Source organism: Pseudoduganella sp. R-32 (assembly GCF_049913245.1).
In the GTDB taxonomy this organism is placed as follows: Bacteria; Pseudomonadota; Gammaproteobacteria; order Burkholderiales; family Burkholderiaceae_D; genus Rugamonas.
On sequence record NZ_CP183987.1, the window covers coordinates 3,194,954 to 3,212,099 of the forward strand.

General features: G+C 65.4%; 11 protein-coding genes. 9 read left to right on the plus strand and 2 right to left on the minus strand.

Annotated features, from left to right (window positions below):
• The first annotated feature begins 148 nt into the window (after positions 1 to 148).
• The gene (locus ACN9MU_RS14680; protein WP_426344787.1) at positions 149 to 2,455 is read left to right on the plus strand and encodes an FdhF/YdeP family oxidoreductase; all 2,307 of its coding nucleotides are present in this window, start codon (positions 149 to 151) and stop codon (positions 2,453 to 2,455) included.
• Here ACN9MU_RS14680 and ACN9MU_RS14685 read toward each other — a convergent pair.
• Both ACN9MU_RS14685 and ACN9MU_RS14690 read right to left on the minus strand, forming a co-directional pair.
• The gene (locus ACN9MU_RS14685) at positions 2,439 to 4,055 is read right to left on the minus strand and encodes a sensor histidine kinase (protein WP_426171657.1); all 1,617 of its coding nucleotides are present in this window, start codon (positions 4,053 to 4,055) and stop codon (positions 2,439 to 2,441) included. The two genes, ACN9MU_RS14680 and ACN9MU_RS14685, sit on opposite strands and share 17 nt — an antisense overlap.
• Entirely contained in the window at positions 4,052 to 4,801 is a 750-nt protein-coding gene (locus ACN9MU_RS14690; protein ID WP_426323266.1) for a substrate-binding periplasmic protein, read from the minus strand. The genes ACN9MU_RS14685 and ACN9MU_RS14690 overlap by 4 nt, the downstream gene beginning before the upstream one ends.
• A gap of 191 nt (positions 4,802 to 4,992) precedes the next feature.
• Between ACN9MU_RS14690 and ACN9MU_RS14695 the strand changes: the two genes are divergently transcribed.
• The 8 genes from ACN9MU_RS14695 to ACN9MU_RS14730 are packed head-to-tail and all read left to right on the plus strand — an operon-like array spanning position 4,993 to position 17,123.
• Positions 4,993 to 5,148 carry a hypothetical protein gene (locus ACN9MU_RS14695; RefSeq protein WP_426171660.1) on the plus strand — a complete coding sequence of 52 codons (156 nt, stop codon included), beginning with the start codon at positions 4,993 to 4,995 and terminating at the stop codon, positions 5,146 to 5,148.
• A gap of 23 nt (positions 5,149 to 5,171) precedes the next feature.
• Positions 5,172 to 5,678 carry a phage tail protein gene (locus ACN9MU_RS14700; protein ID WP_426171661.1) on the plus strand — a complete coding sequence of 169 codons (507 nt, stop codon included), beginning with the start codon at positions 5,172 to 5,174 and terminating at the stop codon, positions 5,676 to 5,678.
• 12 nt (positions 5,679 to 5,690) lie between these two features.
• Complete coding sequence (locus ACN9MU_RS14705; protein WP_426171663.1) at positions 5,691 to 6,218, plus strand: phage tail protein; 528 nt, start codon at positions 5,691 to 5,693, stop codon at positions 6,216 to 6,218.
• Positions 6,219 to 6,228: 10 nt separating this feature from the next.
• Positions 6,229 to 6,756, plus strand: a complete 528-nt coding sequence (locus tag ACN9MU_RS14710) for a phage tail protein (protein ID WP_426344788.1) — start codon at positions 6,229 to 6,231, stop codon at positions 6,754 to 6,756.
• Positions 6,756 to 7,223: a GNAT family N-acetyltransferase gene (locus ACN9MU_RS14715; RefSeq protein ID WP_426171665.1), complete on the plus strand. Its 468-nt coding sequence runs from the start codon at positions 6,756 to 6,758 to the stop codon at positions 7,221 to 7,223. The genes ACN9MU_RS14710 and ACN9MU_RS14715 overlap by 1 nt, the downstream gene beginning before the upstream one ends.
• The gene (locus ACN9MU_RS14720; RefSeq protein WP_426171667.1) at positions 7,213 to 7,632 is read left to right on the plus strand and encodes a DUF6916 family protein; all 420 of its coding nucleotides are present in this window, start codon (positions 7,213 to 7,215) and stop codon (positions 7,630 to 7,632) included. Before ACN9MU_RS14715 ends, ACN9MU_RS14720 begins: the two co-directional genes overlap by 11 nt.
• Positions 7,633 to 7,641: 9 nt before the next feature.
• Positions 7,642 to 15,390 (plus strand): YDG domain-containing protein, encoded by a 7,749-nt coding sequence (locus tag ACN9MU_RS14725; protein ID WP_426344789.1) that lies wholly within the window; start codon positions 7,642 to 7,644, stop codon positions 15,388 to 15,390.
• 20 nt (positions 15,391 to 15,410) lie between these two features.
• Positions 15,411 to 17,123 (plus strand): ShlB/FhaC/HecB family hemolysin secretion/activation protein, encoded by a 1,713-nt coding sequence (locus ACN9MU_RS14730; RefSeq protein ID WP_426323272.1) that lies wholly within the window; start codon positions 15,411 to 15,413, stop codon positions 17,121 to 17,123.
• Positions 17,124 to 17,146 lie beyond the last annotated feature (23 nt).

Here is a 17,146-nt window from a genome sequence, read left to right on the forward strand (position 1 = left end):
ACTCAACAGTAGCAAGCCAAAAGTCGGGGTCAGGTCTGGCAATCCGCCATTCTCTGAACGCTCGTGCGCCTTTTTGTCCGATTGCCAGACCTGACCCCGACTTTCATATGTTAACATCGCGGGCTTGACAGAATGGCCGGAGATTCTTGTGCAGCATCCGATTCGCTTCTACGACAAACCCGCTGGCGGCCTTGGTTCGCTGCATGGCACCGCCAAGGCATTGCGCAGCAATAGCCCGCTGCCGGCGTTGAAAGTACTGCCGCAATTGAACCAGCCGGGCGGGGTGGATTGCCCGGGTTGCGCCTATCCGGATTCGCCCAAGGACAAGGCAGTCGATTTCTGCGAACAGGGCGCGTGGGCGATTGCGCATGAATCAACGGCACGCCGCGCCACCCCGGAATTCTTTGCGGCCAATCCTGTGGCGGCGCTGCGTACCCGCGCCGAGTGGGAGCTGGAGGGTTTTGGCCGCCTGACCGCGCCCATGCTGTACGACCGTGCCAGCGATACCTACCGCGAAATCGAATGGGATGAGGCGTTCAAGCTCGCTGCGGGCGCGCTGCGTGCACTCGATGCGCCGGGCCGCGCCGTGTTCTATGCGTCTGGCCGCAGCAGCAACGAGGCTGCGTTCCCCTATCAATTGTTCGCGCGCGCGTTCGGCACCAATAACATGCCCGACTCGTCCAACTACTGCCACGAGTCGTCCGGCATGGCGCTGGGCACGACACTGGGCGTGGGCAAGTCCACCGTCACGCGCGAGGACTTCGAGCATGCGGAGGCGATCTTCGTATTCGGCCAGAACCCTGCCACCAACCATCCGCGCATGCTGGGCGACTTGCGCGAAGCTTCGCTGCGCGGATGCCGCATTGCTGCCTTCAACCCGATGCTGGAGCCGGGCTTGCGCGGTTTCGCCGATCCGCAATCGCCGCTCGAGACCCTGACCGGCCGCGGCACCCGCATCGCCAGCGAGTATTTCCAGGTGCGCGTGGGCGGCGACCTGGCGGCCATTACCGGCATGTGCAAGGCCGTGTTGGAGGCGGAGGATGCGGGCGGCAAGGTGCTGGACCGCGATTTCATCGCGCGCCACACCAGCGGTTTCGGTGAATTCGCCGCCGCCGTGCGTGCGCAGTCGTGGCAGCAGGTGGAGCAGGATAGCGGCCTGCCGCGCGAGCAGATTGAAAAGGCGGCGGCAATCTATATCGCCTCCAGGGCCACCATCGCCACCTGGTGCATGGGCCTGACCCAGCACGAGCATGCGATCGAGACGATCCAGATGCTGGTCAACCTGATGCTCCTGCGCGGCAATGTGGGCAAGCCGGGCGCCGGCCTGATGCCGGTGCGCGGCCACTCGAACGTGCAGGGCGACCGCACTGTCGGCGTGACCAACCGGCCAAAGAAGGAATGGCTGGAGGGCCTGCAACGTGTGTTCGGCTTTACGCCGCCGGCCGAGCATGGCCTCGACGCGGTAGCGGCCATCAAGGGCATCATGGACGGCTCGGTGCATGCCTTCCTTGGCCTGGGCGGCAATTTTGCCGTGGCCGGGCCGGATACGCCGCGCGTGCTGCAGGCGATGGAGCGGTTGCAGTTGACGGTGCATATCGCGACCAAGCTGAACCGCACCCACCTGCATCCGGGACAGGTCGGCTTGCTGCTGCCTTGCCTGAGCCGTACCGAGCGCGACGAGCAGCAGGGCGGCCGCCAGTTCGTCAGCGTGGAAGACACGGCCAGCATGGTGCACGCCTCGGCTGGGCGCAGCGACCCGGCCAGCGCCAAGCTGCGTTCGGAGCCGCATATCGTCACCGAGCTGGCGCGCCATACGCTGGCGGCAGGCGCGCCGACGCCCGGCATCGACTGGCAGGCCATGGGCAGCGATTACCGCGTGACGCGGTCGCTGATCGAACAGGTCGCCAGCACCGCCGTGGCGGGCTTTGAGCAATACAACGACCGCATCGCGCAGCCGCGCGGCTTCCACCTGCCGAACAGCGCGCGCAACCGCGACTGGAAGACTGCCAGCGGCAAGGCGCAATTCACCGCTATCGCGCTGCCGCAGGACACCATCATGGGCCGTGCCCGCGCATCCTTTGGCGACGAGGTACTGTGCCTGGCCACTGTGCGCGCGCACCGGCAGTACAACACCACCGTCTATCGCGACACCACGGGCGAGGTGGACCGCTATCGCGGCGTGCACCACACGCGCAAGGTGCTGTTCATTTCCGCTGCGACGATGGCGCGCCTCGGCCTGCGCGACGGCCAACTGGTGGACGTGCACGCAGCATCCCCGGACGGCATCGCGCGCACATGCAGCGGCTACCAGCTGGTGCAGTATGACGTGCCCGATGGCGACGTGTTCGGCTATTTCCCCGAACTGACGCCGCTGATTTCCCCGGAGCTGGTGGCGCGCGGTTCGGCCACGCCGGCCTTCAAGGAAGTGCCGGTCCTGCTCAGGCCCGCGGAATAATCGGTTCTTCGTGGTGCATCGGCGCATCCAGCGGGATCGTGATGCGGAAGGTAGTGCCCACGCCGGGCATGCTGTCGACGTGGATCTTGCCGCCCAGGATGGTGGTGACGATATTGTGCACGATGTTCAGGCCCAGCCCTGAACTGCCTTCGCTCATGCGGGTGGTGAAGAAGGGATCGAAGATGCGATTGAGGTGGCCGGACGCGATGCCGGCGCCGTCGTCGCTGATGACGATCTCGGCCTGCTCGCCGGAAGGCACCGGCACGGTGATCGACAAGCGGCCGTGATCGCGATTGTAAAAGCCGTGCATGATGGCGTTGTTCACCAGGGCTGCCAGTACCTGGCCCAGCGGGCCGGGGTAGCTGTCCATCGCCACCAGGGCAGCAACGTCCACCGTGATCTGGTAGGGCGTCTTGCGCAGCACCGGCGACAAGGTGTTCATGTTCTCCTGGATGACCGCGCCAAGGTCGAACTTGCGGCGCTGGGAACTGGTGCGGTCCACAGCCACCTGCTTGAAGCTCGATACCAGGCTGGCCGCGCGCTCGATGTTGCGCGTCAGGAGCAGGCCGATGCCGTCGGCTTCGTCGAGGAACTGCTGCATGTCCGAGCGCCGCAGGCCGCCCTCGAAACGCCGGCCCAGTGCATCGATCTTGTCGTGCAGGGTGCTGGCGGCAACCAGGCTGTTGCCGATCGGCGTGTTGAGTTCATGCGCAATGCCGGCCACCATCGAACCCAGGGCCGCCAGCCGCTCGCTGCGCGCCAGTTCGTCCTGCGCATGCCGCGCCGCTTCGGTGCGTTCGGCCACGCGCCGTTCCAGCGATTCGTTGAGGACGGCCAGTTCTTCGTACAGCACGGCCCTCTCCGACAGCCCGGTCAGGATGTTCTCGCGCATTTCGTTGATCTTGTTGGCCAGCAGGTCCAGTTCCGTGTTGCCTCCATGTTGCAGCTGCAGCGGCGTGCTGCCAAGATTGTCGATGTTCAGGTGGCCGACATAGTCGCTCAGTTGCTGCAGCGGCTTGCCCAGCCAGTGCCGCACCACCAGCACGAAGATGAACCACAGCGCCAGGGTCTTGATCACTGAATTCACCAGGATCAGGAAGAAGCCGTATTCGACCTGGCCCAGGATGATGCGCCGGTTGGAATAGACTGTCCACTTGCCGATTTCCTGCGGCGTGCCGTTTTCAAGCTTGTACGAAATCGGGAATTCGCGGCTGAAGATCTGGCCGAACAGGCCGTCGTTGCCCGACGGCGGCGCCAGGCGACCGTCGGGTTGGGCCTGCATATGCCTGCCTTGGTCGTCGAGCACGGTGCCGACAGCGCGAACCAGCTTGCCCTGGTCGTCGACGACCTTGATCCCCACCACGATCGGCAGCTCTTTCATGCCGGCCAGGATGCCGCGCATGATGTCATCGTTAAAGCGCCACATGGCGTCGGCGATGCCGGGGCCGAAGGTGTGCTGCATGGCTTCGATTTCGCTCTCGACGCGGGTACGGGTATGCCTGTACTCCGCGGTGAGCTGGATAACGGTCACCACCACCGTCACGATGAAGTAGCAGCCGAAGATGATGCGCAACAGGCGAGCGGCGATCGAGCGGGTCATTTGAACCACCGGTTTTCGATCTGCTTGTAGCGCGGCGAATTGAGCAGCCTGTCGTAGCCCTGGTTGAATCGCTCCAGCATCTCGCTGCTGCCCGGCGCGGTCTTGCTGAAAGCGATGAACAGGTCGGGGGTAGCGACTGTCCCCACCAGCGTGAAACGCCCGGCGAATTCACCTGGCTTGCTGCGGAACAGGGCGTTGGCAATACGCTCTTCGGCCGCCATGTACTCGATGCGATTGGCCATCAGCATGCGGAATCCATATTCGTTCTTGTCCACCACGCGGCGGCGGATCCGCGTGTTGACGTCGAATTCCTCACCGTACTCATAGTCCCGCTGTACGCCGACGGTGTGTCCCTCCAGGTCTTTGGCGCGCAGGCCACGCTGGATCGAGCCCGAGCGCGCGTAGATATTCATACGGGTCGAAAACAGCGGCATCCGCGGCCACAGGTAATGCGGCCTGATCAGGCTATTCGGCACCGCGTCAAAGCATGCTGTCAGTTGGCCGGTACGCGTTTCAGCCATGCAGCGCGAATAGGGCAGGGCTCTGAACTCGACCTGGACTCCTACCAGGGCAAAGGCTTCGCGCACCACGTCCACTGCGAATCCCTGCGCGTGCTGCCGGGGCGCCGACGAATAGGGGGCCCAATCATCCTCGGCCCCGATGACGACTGTGGAGGTGGCGTACACCAGCCGTGCATAAATGGCAAGTGAGGCGCCGAAACAGGTGGCCAGGAAATTACGGTTCATGACGATTCACGCCGTAGGGAGACGGACTACATCCCGGCAAGTATAAACTTTGCAATCACTTGCGTTTCACTATTTGAAACCGTTGTTGTAGCAAAACCATATCGGTTTATGTCAAAAATGTAATCCAGCTTAAGGAAATTTCATCGTACAATGTGAAGTTTTTTCAATATTAGAAAGCAATCAGGATTGCCGTGTCGACAGTTGTAAGCTACTTCCAGGCCCGCCTCGGGGCCGCATTCTCCATCGCCGCTACCCCGCTGACGCTGACCCTGCCGGAAGTCGCGCCGCCGGCCAATCCGGCCGGCTGGCCGCGATGGCAGCCGTGTGCAATACCACGCCACATTTAACAATTAACCCACCAGGAGTTCTTATGGCAGAGCCATACCTGAGCGAGATCAGGCTCGTCTCATTTAACTATGCGCCCAAAGGCTGGGCGAAGTGCGATGGGCAATTATTGCCAATTAATCAAAACCAGGCCCTGTTCTCCCTGCTGGGGACCACCTATGGCGGCGACGGCCGGGTCAATTTCGCGCTGCCGGACCTGCGCGGCCGGATGCCGGTGCACGACGGCGACACCATGATGCGCGGCCAGGCGGGAGGCGAGTTTGCGCACACGCTGACCCAGGCCGAGCTGCCCGCCCACAGCCATCGCTTGAACGCCAGTACGGCCCTGGCCAGCAGCAGCGACCCGAATGGCGCGCTGTTGGCGCGCAAGGGCCGCCTGAGTGCCGATGTCTTCAACGGCAGCCCCAATGTCGGCCTGGTACCGACCCAGGTGTCGAGCATCGGCGGCTCGCAGGCGCACGAGAACACGCAACCCTATCTGGCGCTGAATTTCATCATTGCGCTGCAGGGCGTATTTCCTTCATCTACTTAATCGGAGGCGATCATGTCGGATCCCTATGTCGGCGAAATTCGCCTGTTTGCCGGTAATTTCGCGCCGGCCGGCTGGGCCTTCTGCGACGGCCAGCTGATGGCTATTTCTGAAAACGAGACGCTGTTCCAGCTGATCGGCACCACGTATGGCGGCGACGGCCAGAGTACTTTTGCCTTGCCGGACATGCAGGGGCGGGTGCCGGTGCACAACGGCACGCTGTCGGGCCGCAGCATCCAGATCGGCGAGAAGGGCGGCGCCGAGTCGGTGACCCTGACCGTGCAGCAGATCCCGAACCATACGCACACCATCGTCGGCAGCAGCGAGCGCGGAAGCGGGGCCTTCACCAACTTTACCGGCTTCCCCGCCGCGACCGTGACGAGCGCCTCGGCCATCTACGGCCGTTCCGACAACAATGTGCAGCCCATGGCCGCCAACGCCATCACCCCGGCCGGCGCTTCGCAGCCGCACGACAACATGGCGCCGTACCTGGGCCTTCATTTCATCATTTCGTTGTACGGGGTCTTCCCGAACCCTAACTGAGGAGCGTCCGATGACGTCAGCATTTGTAGCAGAAATCCGCATGTTCCCCGGCAGTGTCGTGCCGCAGGGCTGGGCCAGGTGCGACGGCCAGATCATGTCCATCGCGCAGAACACGGCGCTGTTTTCCCTGCTGGGCACCACTTACGGCGGCGACGGCAAGAGCACCTTCGCCTTGCCCGACCTGAACGGGCGCACGCCGCTGCATCCGGGCCAGGGCGCTGGCCTGTCGCCGCGCTACCTTGGCGAAAGCGGCGGCAGTGCATACGTCACCCTGCAGGAAACGGAAGTGCCGGCGCATAGCCACAATCTGCAGGCGACGACGGTGGCGGCCGACCAGATGGCTCCTGGCCCTTCCAGCGGCTTTGCCAAATCGGCGGTGTCGAACCAGGTGTACAGCAAGACCACCAGCGGCATGCAGCCGATGCGCCCGGATGTCCTGGCCATGGCCGGCGGCAGCCAGCCGCATAACAATTGCCAGCCTTACCTGGGCATGGCGTTCTGTATCGCGTTGCAGGGCGTGTTCCCGCCGCGTTCCTGATGGACGTGACGTTGCGCCCCGAGTCGGGCGGGGACCACGAGTTCCTGCGCGGGCTGTTCGGCGCAGTGCGGCTGCACGAGTTGCCCGGCCTGGCGCAGCCGATGCTGCAGTCCTTGCTCGACATGCAGTTCGTCGCGCAGCGGCACTCATACCTGCAAGACTTTCCGGACGCCCGCTTCGACATCGTTGAATGCGAAGGCGCCGCAGTCGGCCGGATGGTGCTGGCGCAGTCGGGCGGGGCGCTTTGGCTGGTCGACATTGCACTGTTGCCGGCATGGTGCGGACGCGGCATCGGCAGCGTGCTGCTGCACGGCCTGCAGCGCGAAGCCTGCGGCGCGGGACTGCCGCTGCGCCTGCACGTAGCACTGAATAATCGGGCCGGGACGCTGTATAGGCGCCTCGGCTTCAAGGAAACTGGAATGTCCGGCATGCACCGGACCATGGAATGGGAGAACAATGATGACTGATCGAGTGACTTCCCGGCGCACCCTGTTGAAGGCGGGCGGCGGATCCTTGCTGGCGGCGGGCCTTGGCCTGGGCGCCCCGGCCGTGCGCGCGCAAGAGGGCGGCAGCGGCTTTGCCTGGAGCCGCGGCGCCGCGGAAAGCCTGGTGGGCCGGCAGTTCTGGCTGAACCATCCGGAGTACCGCGCGTTGCCCATCATGGTGGAGGCGGTTGTGAGTTCCAGGCTCGCACCGGAAGGCGCGGAAGCCAGGCAATTTACGGTGGTGTTCTCTGCCGCCGCCCAGCCGGCCGTCAAGGCAGGCAGCTATGAAATCGAAAATGAAGCGACAGGCCGCCAGCTGGTGTACCTGCAGCCGGCGGCGCGCCAGGGCGCCCGCGTGACGCTGCGCGCCGACTTCAACCTGCACGTTTAAGGAAACACCATGCACAAACACGCCTCCGCCAACCGTTTTTACCGCCTCGTCTGGAGCACGCTGCACCGCTGCTGGGTCGCCGTTGCCGAAGGCTCGCGCAGCCATGGCAAGGGCGGCGTTCGCCGCCGTGCCGTCGCCGTGCTGGCGGGCAGCCTCGCGATGGCGGGAGCGGCCAATGCCGGGGCGCCGCCGGCCAACGCACTGCCGAGCGGCATGCAGCTGGTGGCCGGCCAGGCGGGCGTGATTGTGCAGGGCAACAGCATGACTGTCAGCCAGGCCACGCAACAGGCGATCATGAACTGGCAGGGTTTCAACATCGGGGCCGAGGCACTGGTGCGTTTCAACCAGCCCAACGCATCGGCCGTGGCATTGAACCGCGTGGTGGGCGGCGAGGCAAGCGCGATCTTCGGCAGGCTGTCGTCCAACGGCAAGGTGTTCCTGGTGAATCCGCAGGGCGTGCTGTTCGGCGCTGGCGCCCAGGTCAACGTGGGCGGCCTGGTTGCCACCAGCCTTGGCATTTCGGACCAGTCCTTCCTGTCGGGCAGCTACAACTTCAGCGGCAGCGGCATGGCCGCCGTGCGCAATGCGGGCAGCATCAATGCCGACGGCGGGATTGTCGCGCTGCTGGCGCCGGCAGTCTCCAATACCGGCGCCATCAAGGCGCAGGGCGGCAGCGTTGCGCTGGCGGCGGGCAATGCGATCGGCCTGGACTTCCGCGGCGATGGCTTGATTGCCGTGCGCGTGGAAAAGGGCGCGCTTGATGCGCTGGCTGAAAACAAGGGCCTACTGCAAGCCAACGGCGGCCAGGTGGTGCTGACAGCCAAAGCTGCCGATGCGCTGGCGCGCTCCACCGTCAATAACGCCGGCCTGGTACAGGCGCGAGGCTTGCTTGCCGACGGCGGAACGATCCGCCTGGTCGGCGACGGCCAGGTGCACGCAGGCCAGCTTGATGCTTCGGCCAGCCGGGGGCAAGGGGGCAGGATCCAGGTCGAAGGCGGTTTCGTCGCGCTCGATGGCGCCGTTCGCAGCGACGGCGCGCGTGGCGGCGCCATTGAAGTGAAGGCGGAGCGCGACCTGTCTGCGGCGTCGGCCTTGTCCGCTGCGGGCAGGAACGGGCTGGGCGGCAATATCAGCCTGTCCTCCGGCGCCAGCCTGGTGGAGAGCAATGCGGCGTCGGCCGACGCCAGCGGCGCAACGGACGGCGGCACCGTGTCGCTGCGCGCGGGCGGCAGCCTGTTGTCTTCCGGCCGCCAGGCGGCACGCGGCATCGCAGGCAAAGGCGGCCGCGTCGACATCAGCGGCGCCGACGTGCGCCTGATGGGCGCCACAGTCGATGCTTCGGGCGCCACCCAGGGCGGCCTGGTACGCGTAGGCGGCGCATTCCAGGGCGGCGCCAGGCGCGACGATGCGCCGGATGCGGATCGCTTTACCGCCCGCTGGGGGAGCACGGCCGGCATTGGCAATGCCGACGCCACCTTCCTCAACGACAGCACCGTGCTGGACGTCTCGGCGCGCGGCTGGGCAGGCCAGGGCGGCACCGCGATTGTCTGGTCGGACCGGCAGACCACCATGCTGGGCGCCGTCAAGGCCGGCGGCCAGTCGCGCGGCGGCGCGGTGGAGATCTCTTCGCATGAGGACCTGCGCCATGTGGGCCTGGAGCGGCTCGAGATCGGCAAAGGCGGCAGCCTGCTGCTGGACCCGAAGAATATCGTGATCGGCAGTTTCGCCAACCAGTGGACCTTCGAGGCGGCAATGGGCAAGGGCTTCAGCGGCGGCAAGAACCAGGATGTGGCCGGCCTGAACACAGGCGACACCTTCGGCTCCAGCGTGGCGCTCACTTCCGACGGCAGGGGGCTGGCCGTTGGCGCACCATTCGACGCCGGCAACGGCGGCGCTGCCGGGGTGACCTATGGCGCGGTGCGCCTGTTCACCTTCAGCGACGACAAGTTCAGCGGCGGCACGCTGGCGGGAACCATCGGCTACGGCTACACCGGGGGTAACAACTACAATATGTCGGCCAAGCTGACCGGCAACGATTCCTTCGGTACCGCGGTCGCGCTGAACGGCGCCGGCACGGTCATGGCTGTGGGCGCGTTGGGCGAAGACCTGGCGGGCAAGGTCTATACCTTCGCCTTCGGCGGCGGCTTCACGGCGCCCGCATTGAAGCAGACCATCACGGCTGTCGACCAGGGCGGCAATGCCTTCGGCGTGTCGGTCGCCCTGAACGGGGCCGGCGACAAGCTGGCAGTCGGCGCCTTGTACAACAACAAGGTTGAACTGTACAAGTCCACGGCAGGCAACTTTGCGTATGCGCAAACCCTGAGCGGCGGTACGGCGCCCGACGTTCAGTACGGTACGGCCGTGGCGCTGAACGATGCCGGCACCCAGCTGGCAGTCGGAGCCCCTGGCGAGAATAATGCCCGCGGAACGGTTTACCTGTACACCACGCCGTTCGATACACCGGTGTTGGCCGGCACGATCGGCCAGGGCGGCAGCAAGCTCGATATCGCCCTGGTCGAAGGCGAAAGTTTTGGCGCTTCCCTGGCCATGAACGATGCCGGTACGCGACTGGCAGTCGGTTCGCCGAGCAATGGCGGACTTGGCAGCGCGACCACCGGTCCGGGCGCGGTGCGCATCATCGATTACAGCGGCAACTTCGTATCCCCTGCCGTGACCGCGGTCATCGGGCGCGAATACCTGCAGGGCGCAAATGCCAGCCTGGATATCGACGAATTCGGCAACTTCGGCTTTGCCGTCGCCATGAACGGGGCCGGCGACGCCATGGCGATCGCGCAGCCGCGTGCCAGTGCGGCCGACGGCAACGATCCGTGGACCGGCGCGGTCAGCCTGTTCCGCCTGCTGCCGGCCCCGGCCGGCGGGTCCCTGGCATTCAATCAAGGCTATCCCAAGGCGGGCGTCAACGCCGCAGTGGACGCACAAAAGCTTGCAGCGGCGCTGGCCGACGGCACGGACATCACGCTGCAGGCGAACAACGACATCACCTGGGATGCGGGCAACGCGATCAATGCCGCAGGCAATGGCCGGCTGACCCTGCAGGCTGGCCGCAGCATCGACCTGAAGTCCGACATCACGATGGGCGGCGCGCTTGACGTCGTGGCCAATGCCGGTACCGCCGCCGGCGTAGTCAACGGCTACCGCAGCGCAGGCAAGGCGGCGATCACGGTGGCGGACGGCACAGCCATCAGCGCCGGCGACGTCAACATGACCATCCATACGGGCGCCGGCCAGGCCAACCATGACAGCGGCGACATCACCGTTGGCGGCGCAGTGAGCGGCCGGCGCGTTACGGTGATCAACCGCGGGACGAGCGCAGGCAGCGATATCGTGATCAACGCGGGCGGCAGCCTGGTTGGTTCTGCTGGCAGCGGCGTGACTGTCACCGTGGCTGCCCATGGTTCCTCGGGCGGCAGCTTCATCAACAACGCGGGCAGCAGCGCGCTGCAGGGCGGCGTCAACGGCTACTACCACGTGTATTCCGATACAACCCAGAATACGCTGGAGGGCATGAGCGGCTACAGCAAGCACTACAACCAGGCGTACGACACCGTCGCGCCGGCTTATACGGCCGGTGGCGGCAACTGGTTCATGTACAAGGAATCGCCAACCCTCGTCGTTACTCCGCAATCGGCATCCAGGGTGTACGACGGCACAGGTGCCTTGCCGGCGTTTGCCAATAACGTCAAGGGCTATATCGATGGCGACTCGTACGACCTTACGGGTTCTGCCGGCGCTACCGGATTTACCAGGAACGCCGGCACCTATGCCCTGAACCAGGGCGACCTGGCGAGCAAACTGGGTTATAACATCACGTTCAATGGCGGCGGCCAGCTGACAGTGACCCCGAGGCAGCTGAGCGTGACGGCGACAGGCATCAACAAGGTCTACGACGGCCTGGATTCCGCATCCGTGACGCTGGCCGATAACCGGATTGCCGGGGACCAGTTGAGTGCAAGTTACACGTCCAGCAAGTTCTTCAACAAGAACGCGGGCTACGGCAAGGGCGTGACGGTCGCTGGCCTGTCGCTGTCCGGCCCCGACGCCGGCAACTATTCGCTTGGCGCGACCACCGCAACCACCAGCGCCGACATCACGCCGCGCATGCTGCACGTGAACGCCGCAGCCGCCGACAAGGTGTACGACAGCTCGGCCAATGCCAATGCCTCGTTCAGCGACGATCGCCTGGGCAGCGACGCGCTTGCCGTGAACTACGCCGGTGCTGAATTCACGGACAAGAACGTCGGTGCCGGCAAGGGCGTGCAGGTGAGCGGCCTTTCGCTGTCCGGCGCCGATGCGGCCAATTATGTGCTGGGATCGACCTCCGCTTCGGCCACGGCCAGTATCACGGCGCGCCAGCTGGTGGTTGGCGTCAGCGCCTCCGATAAAGTGTACGACGGCGGCGTGTCGGCAACTGCAACCTTTGCCGACGACCGGCTTGGCAGCGACGTGCTGACGGTTTCGGGCAATGCCGTATTCGCCGACAAGAACGCAGGCGCCGGCAAAACCGTTACGGCCAGCGGCCTGGTACTGACCGGTGCCGACGCGGGCAACTATTCGCTGGCCGCGCCGACTGCCAGCACCACGGCCGCGATCACGGCACGCACGCTGCATGTGACGGCGACCGGCCACAACAAGGTGTACGACGGCACGCAGGCTGCTACGGTGGCATTCGGCGACGACCGCGTGGCCGGCGATGTGATATCGATCGGCGGCAATGCCGCATTCGCCGACAAGAATGCGGGCAACGCCAGGGATGTCAGCGTGACCGGCATTTCCCTGTCGGGGGGCGATGCGGGCAATTATGTGCTCTCGTCCAGCCTGGCCGCAACCAAGGCGGATATCGTGCGCCGCACGCTGAATGTCAGCATGACCGGCGGCGGCAAGACCTATGACGGGACGAGCGATGCGGCAGTCGGTCTGGCAAGCGACGCCTTGAACGGCGACATCGTGTCGCTGGGCAGCGCAGGCGCCAGTTTCGCCAACAAGGATGCCGGCACCGGCAAGACCGTCAACGTGAGCGGCATTTCCATCACGGGCGGCGCCGATGCGGGCAACTATGTGCTGGCGTCCGGCACTGTCACTGGTATCGCGGATATCGCGGCACGCACGCTGGTGGTGACGGCCACCGGCGTGAACCGCGTGTACGACGGCAGCCGCGCTGCGGCAGTGGTTTTTGGCGACGACCGCGTCGGCGGCGACGTGCTGTCGGTGAGCGGCAACGCGACATTTGCCGACAAGAACGTGGGCATCGCGAAGGATGTCGGCGTGAGCGGCATTACGCTGTCCGGCACCGATGCCGGCAACTACGTGCTGGCATCGGGCTCGCTTGCCACCAGGGCCGACATCGGCGCACGCACCCTGAACGCAACGGCCACCGGTGTCAACAAGGTGTATGACCAGGGCATGGCCGCTGCCGTGACGCTGGGCGACGACCGTGTGGCCGGCGATGCGATCTCGCTTGGCTATGGCAGCGCAAGCTTCGCCGACAAGAATGCCGGCACTGGCAAAGCGATCAGCGTCAGCGGCATTTCCATCGGCGGCGCCGATGCCGGCAACTATGTGCTGGCATCTTCCAATGCCGCTGCCACCGGTGATATCACTGCACGTTCGCTGACGGTGGGCACGCTGGTTTCGAACAAGGTGTATGACGGCAACTTGTCCGCCAGCGCAAGCTTTACCGACAACCGCCTGGCTGGCGACCAGCTGTCGGTGGGCGGCAATGCCGCTTTCGCAGGCAAGAACGCGGGCAGCGGCAAGACTGTCGTTGTCAGCGGCCTGGTGCTGTCCGGCGCCGATGCCGGGAACTATGCGCTGGCTTCGAATAGCGTCAGCGCCACGGCAGATATCACGCCCCGCACGCTCAACGTCAGCGCGCAGGGAAGCAAGGTTTACGATGGCGGCACCGCGATAGCGGCCAGCTTCGGGGACGACCGCGTGGCGGGAGACGTGCTGGCAATCGGCGGCAGCGGCAGTTTCGCCGACAAGAATGCCGGTATCGCAAAGGCGTTGACAGTGACCGGGCTAGCCTTGTCCGGCAGCGATGCCGGCAATTATCAGCTGGCTTCCACCACATTGGCCGGTACTGGCGCCATTACGCCGCGCGTCCTGACTGCCAACGTCGCAGCAACCGACAAGGTCTACGACGGCAGCACCGCCACCTCGGTGACCCTGCTGGGGGATGACCGTGTGGCAGGCGACCAGCTGGTACTGACTGGAGGCATAGGCAGCTTTGCCGACAAAAACGCCGGCAGCAGCAAGGCAGTGGTCCTGTCCGGCCTCAGCCTCGGTGGCGCAGATGCCGGCAATTACGCCGTATCCTTCGTTGCCAATTCAACGGCAAGCATTGCTCCGCGCGCATTGGTGGTCAGCGCGGCCGGCCTGGACAAGGTGTACGACGGTTCGCTGGCTGCAAGCGTGACCTTTGCCGACGACCGTCTTGCAGGCGACCGGCTGCAGGTGGGCGGCAATGCCGGTTTCGCAGACAAGAACGCGGGCAACGGCAAGGCGATTTCCGTTTCCGGCATCGCGCTGGCCGGCGCGGATGCCGGCAATTATGTAGTCAGCAACAATAGCGCAACTACCGTGGCGTCGATTACGCCGAAGGCATTGGCTGCCGTGGTCAACGGCGTTGCGGGCAAGGCGTACGACGGCGGCACCTCAGCCCTGGTGGCGGCGGGCCAGGTCGGCCTGGCTGGCTTTGCAGCCGGCGAGGGGGCCTCGGTCGGTGCGCTGCAGGGGCAATACAACAGCGCCAACGTGGCAGGCGCCAGCAGCGTCAAGGCAAATCTGGCCCCCGGAGCGGTGAACGCCAACGCCGGCACCGCCCTGTCGAACTACGTGCTGCCGGCGGATGTGACGCTGGCGGGCCGCATCGATCCACGCCAGGTGTCGATCAGTGGCGTGAGCGTGGCGAACAAGGCCTATGATGGCAGCAGTAATGCCGTCCTGTCGAACGTCGGGACCTTGTCCGGCCTGGTCGACGGCGAAAGCCTGTCGCTGCACGGGCCGGCGAGCGTGCAATTCGATAACCGCAACGCCGGCACCGGCAAGCAGGTGATTGCCAGCGGTTACCGCCTTGCCGATGGCAGCGGGCTGGCATCGAACTATGTGCTGGCAGACAGCTCGGTAATTGCCCGCGGCACGATCACCCAGGCGCAACTGATCGTGAAGGCGGACGACCAGGTGCGCGCCTATGGCGAGAGCAACCCGTCCCTGACGTGGCAGGCCAGCGGCTTCGTTGGCGGCGATACGGCCGCGTTGCTGGGTGATGTGCGCACCAGCACCGCTGCGGCCCGCGAGTCGGCTCCTGGCGGCTATGCGATCGTCATTGAGGGCAACAGCCTGGCCAACTATGCGGTCAATTACGTCAACGGCGTGATGACCGTGAAACGCGTGCCGCAACAGATCGGGAACCTCATCGGCAATACGGCAAGGCAGTCCTTGCCAGGGCAGCAAGGCTCGCTGGGGCAGGGGGCGCACGTGTGGACGCAACTGGCCAGCGACAGCGATCCCCTGGTCGAGGCGCCGGTCGCAGCCGTCAACAGCGGTGGCGGCACGGCGACCCTGGACAAGTGGGGCTGGCTGTCGGACTTGCTGCAGCGCGCGAAAGTGCGGGCCGCGAACAATGCAGCCGCCGCCACGCCGCAAAACACGGGCGAAACGCGTGAGTACACCATCGGCGGCGGCAGCCGCGTAACGGTACGCGGCGGCGGCGTGAACGGCGCCGGCGCACCTAACTGATAAGAAGCAGGGAACAAGAAGTGCAGAAACATACCAAGAACAGCCTGGCGCTCGCCATCCTCGGCGCCCCGGCCCTCGCATTGGCACAGTCGCAAGCCTTGCCGGACGCTGGCCGCATCCTCGAACAGAACCGCCCGCCGGCCCTGGTGCGCCAGCCGTCGGCGACCGGAAAAGTGGTGCCGGATGCGGCCCCCGTGCCGGGCCTTGCCCTGGAAGGTGCGCAGAAAGTGATGGTGCGGCGCTTTGCGCTGCAAGGTGCAAGTGCTTTCGATCCGTCCGAGTTGCAGCGCGTCCTTGCGCCGTTTACCGGGCGTGAACTGAGCTTCGCCGAATTGCAGCAGGCGTGCAACGCGGTGACGAGCCATTACCGCACGCACGGCTATTTCGTCGCCAGCGCAGTCCTGCCTGCGCAGGAAATCGGCGGTGGCGAGGTGACCATCCAGGTGCTGGAAGGTAGGATTTCCCAGCTGCGGCTGGTGCCGGACGGCGCTGTACGCCTGCGGCCGGAGATCGCGCGGCGCTACCTCGATGCATTGGTGCCGCCGGGCCAGCCGGTGCAGGAGCAGCGCCTCGAGCGCGCCCTGCTGCTGACGCAGGATTTGCCGGGCATGGGCGCGCGTGCCGAGTTGAGCCAGGGAGAAGGCCTTGGCGAGTCGGACCTGGCCGTGCAATTGAGCGAAGGACCGCTGGCCAGCGGCGCCCTGAGCCTGGACAATTCCAGCAATCGCTATACCGGCGCCACGCGCCTGACCGGCAACGCTGCATTGAACGACCTGGGCGGCCATGGCGGCCAGTTGTCGCTGCTCGCCTCTACCGCCGGCGACGGCTTCCGCTACGGCCGCGCAGGCTATGTGGCGCCGATGGGCTTCAAAGGCCTGAAAGCCGGCGCCGCCTTCTCGCGCATGCGCTACAAGCTGGGCGAGGACTTCAAGGCGCTGGACGCGCACGGCACGGCGTCGGTGGCGCAACTGATCGCCACCTATCCGCTGCTGCGCAGCCGCAGCACCAATGTCCAGCTGCGCACCGGCTTTGACGACAAGCGTTACGAGAACTTTGCCAATGGCGTGCAGAGCAGCGACAAGCATGTGAAAGTACTGCCGATGGCAGTGACTTTCAGCCGCCAGGAGCAGGACGCCATGACCCAGGCCAGCCTGGAACTCAGCCTGGGCCACCTGGATCTCGGCGGCAACGCCGCGTCGGCCGCCGCCGATGCCGTCGGCGCTCGCACGGAGGGCCGTTTTTCCCACCTGGCTTATTCGCTCGGCCGTTTCCAGCGCCTGGCCGGCAACTTCGGCTTGCTGCTGAACGCCAGCGGGCAGTTCGCGTCGCGCAACCTGGAATCGGGCGAGAAAATTTCGCTGGGTGGCCCGGGACGCGTGCGCGCTTACCCGGCAGGCGAGGCCAGCGGCGACGAAGGACACGTGTTGGCCACGGAGCTGCACTACGAGTTGCAGCAGCTGCGCACCGACCTGTCGGCCTTCGTGGACGTTGGCCATGTGCGCCTGAACAAGGGCCTGTATGCTGGTGCGCTGGCCGAAAACGGGCCGGGCAACAGCTACACCCTCAAAGGCGCGGGCCTGGGGGCGAACTGGCGCGGCGTGAACGGTACCGTGCTGCAGTTGCAGGTGGCGCGCAAGATCGGCCGTAACCCGGCGCCGGGGGCGAAGGGGGAAGATGCCGATGGCAAGTCATCCAACGTGCGCGCCTGGTTCACCGCTACCGTACCATTTTGAGTCCACTCTCCTAGCCATTTGAT

Coding starts and splice junctions, on each gene's coding strand:
- ACN9MU_RS14685 (WP_426171657.1), bottom strand. CDS start 4,055: ATGACCCGCTCGATCGCCGCTCGCCTGTTGCGCATCATCTTCGGCTGC.
- ACN9MU_RS14690 (WP_426323266.1), bottom strand. CDS start 4,801: ATGAACCGTAATTTCCTGGCCACCTGTTTCGGCGCCTCACTTGCCATT.
- ACN9MU_RS14700 (WP_426171661.1), top strand. CDS start 5,172: ATGGCAGAGCCATACCTGAGCGAGATCAGGCTCGTCTCATTTAACTAT.
- ACN9MU_RS14705 (WP_426171663.1), top strand. CDS start 5,691: ATGTCGGATCCCTATGTCGGCGAAATTCGCCTGTTTGCCGGTAATTTC.
- ACN9MU_RS14710 (WP_426344788.1), top strand. CDS start 6,229: ATGACGTCAGCATTTGTAGCAGAAATCCGCATGTTCCCCGGCAGTGTC.
- ACN9MU_RS14715 (WP_426171665.1), top strand. CDS start 6,756: ATGGACGTGACGTTGCGCCCCGAGTCGGGCGGGGACCACGAGTTCCTG.
- ACN9MU_RS14720 (WP_426171667.1), top strand. CDS start 7,213: ATGATGACTGATCGAGTGACTTCCCGGCGCACCCTGTTGAAGGCGGGC.
- ACN9MU_RS14725 (WP_426344789.1), top strand. CDS start 7,642: ATGCACAAACACGCCTCCGCCAACCGTTTTTACCGCCTCGTCTGGAGC.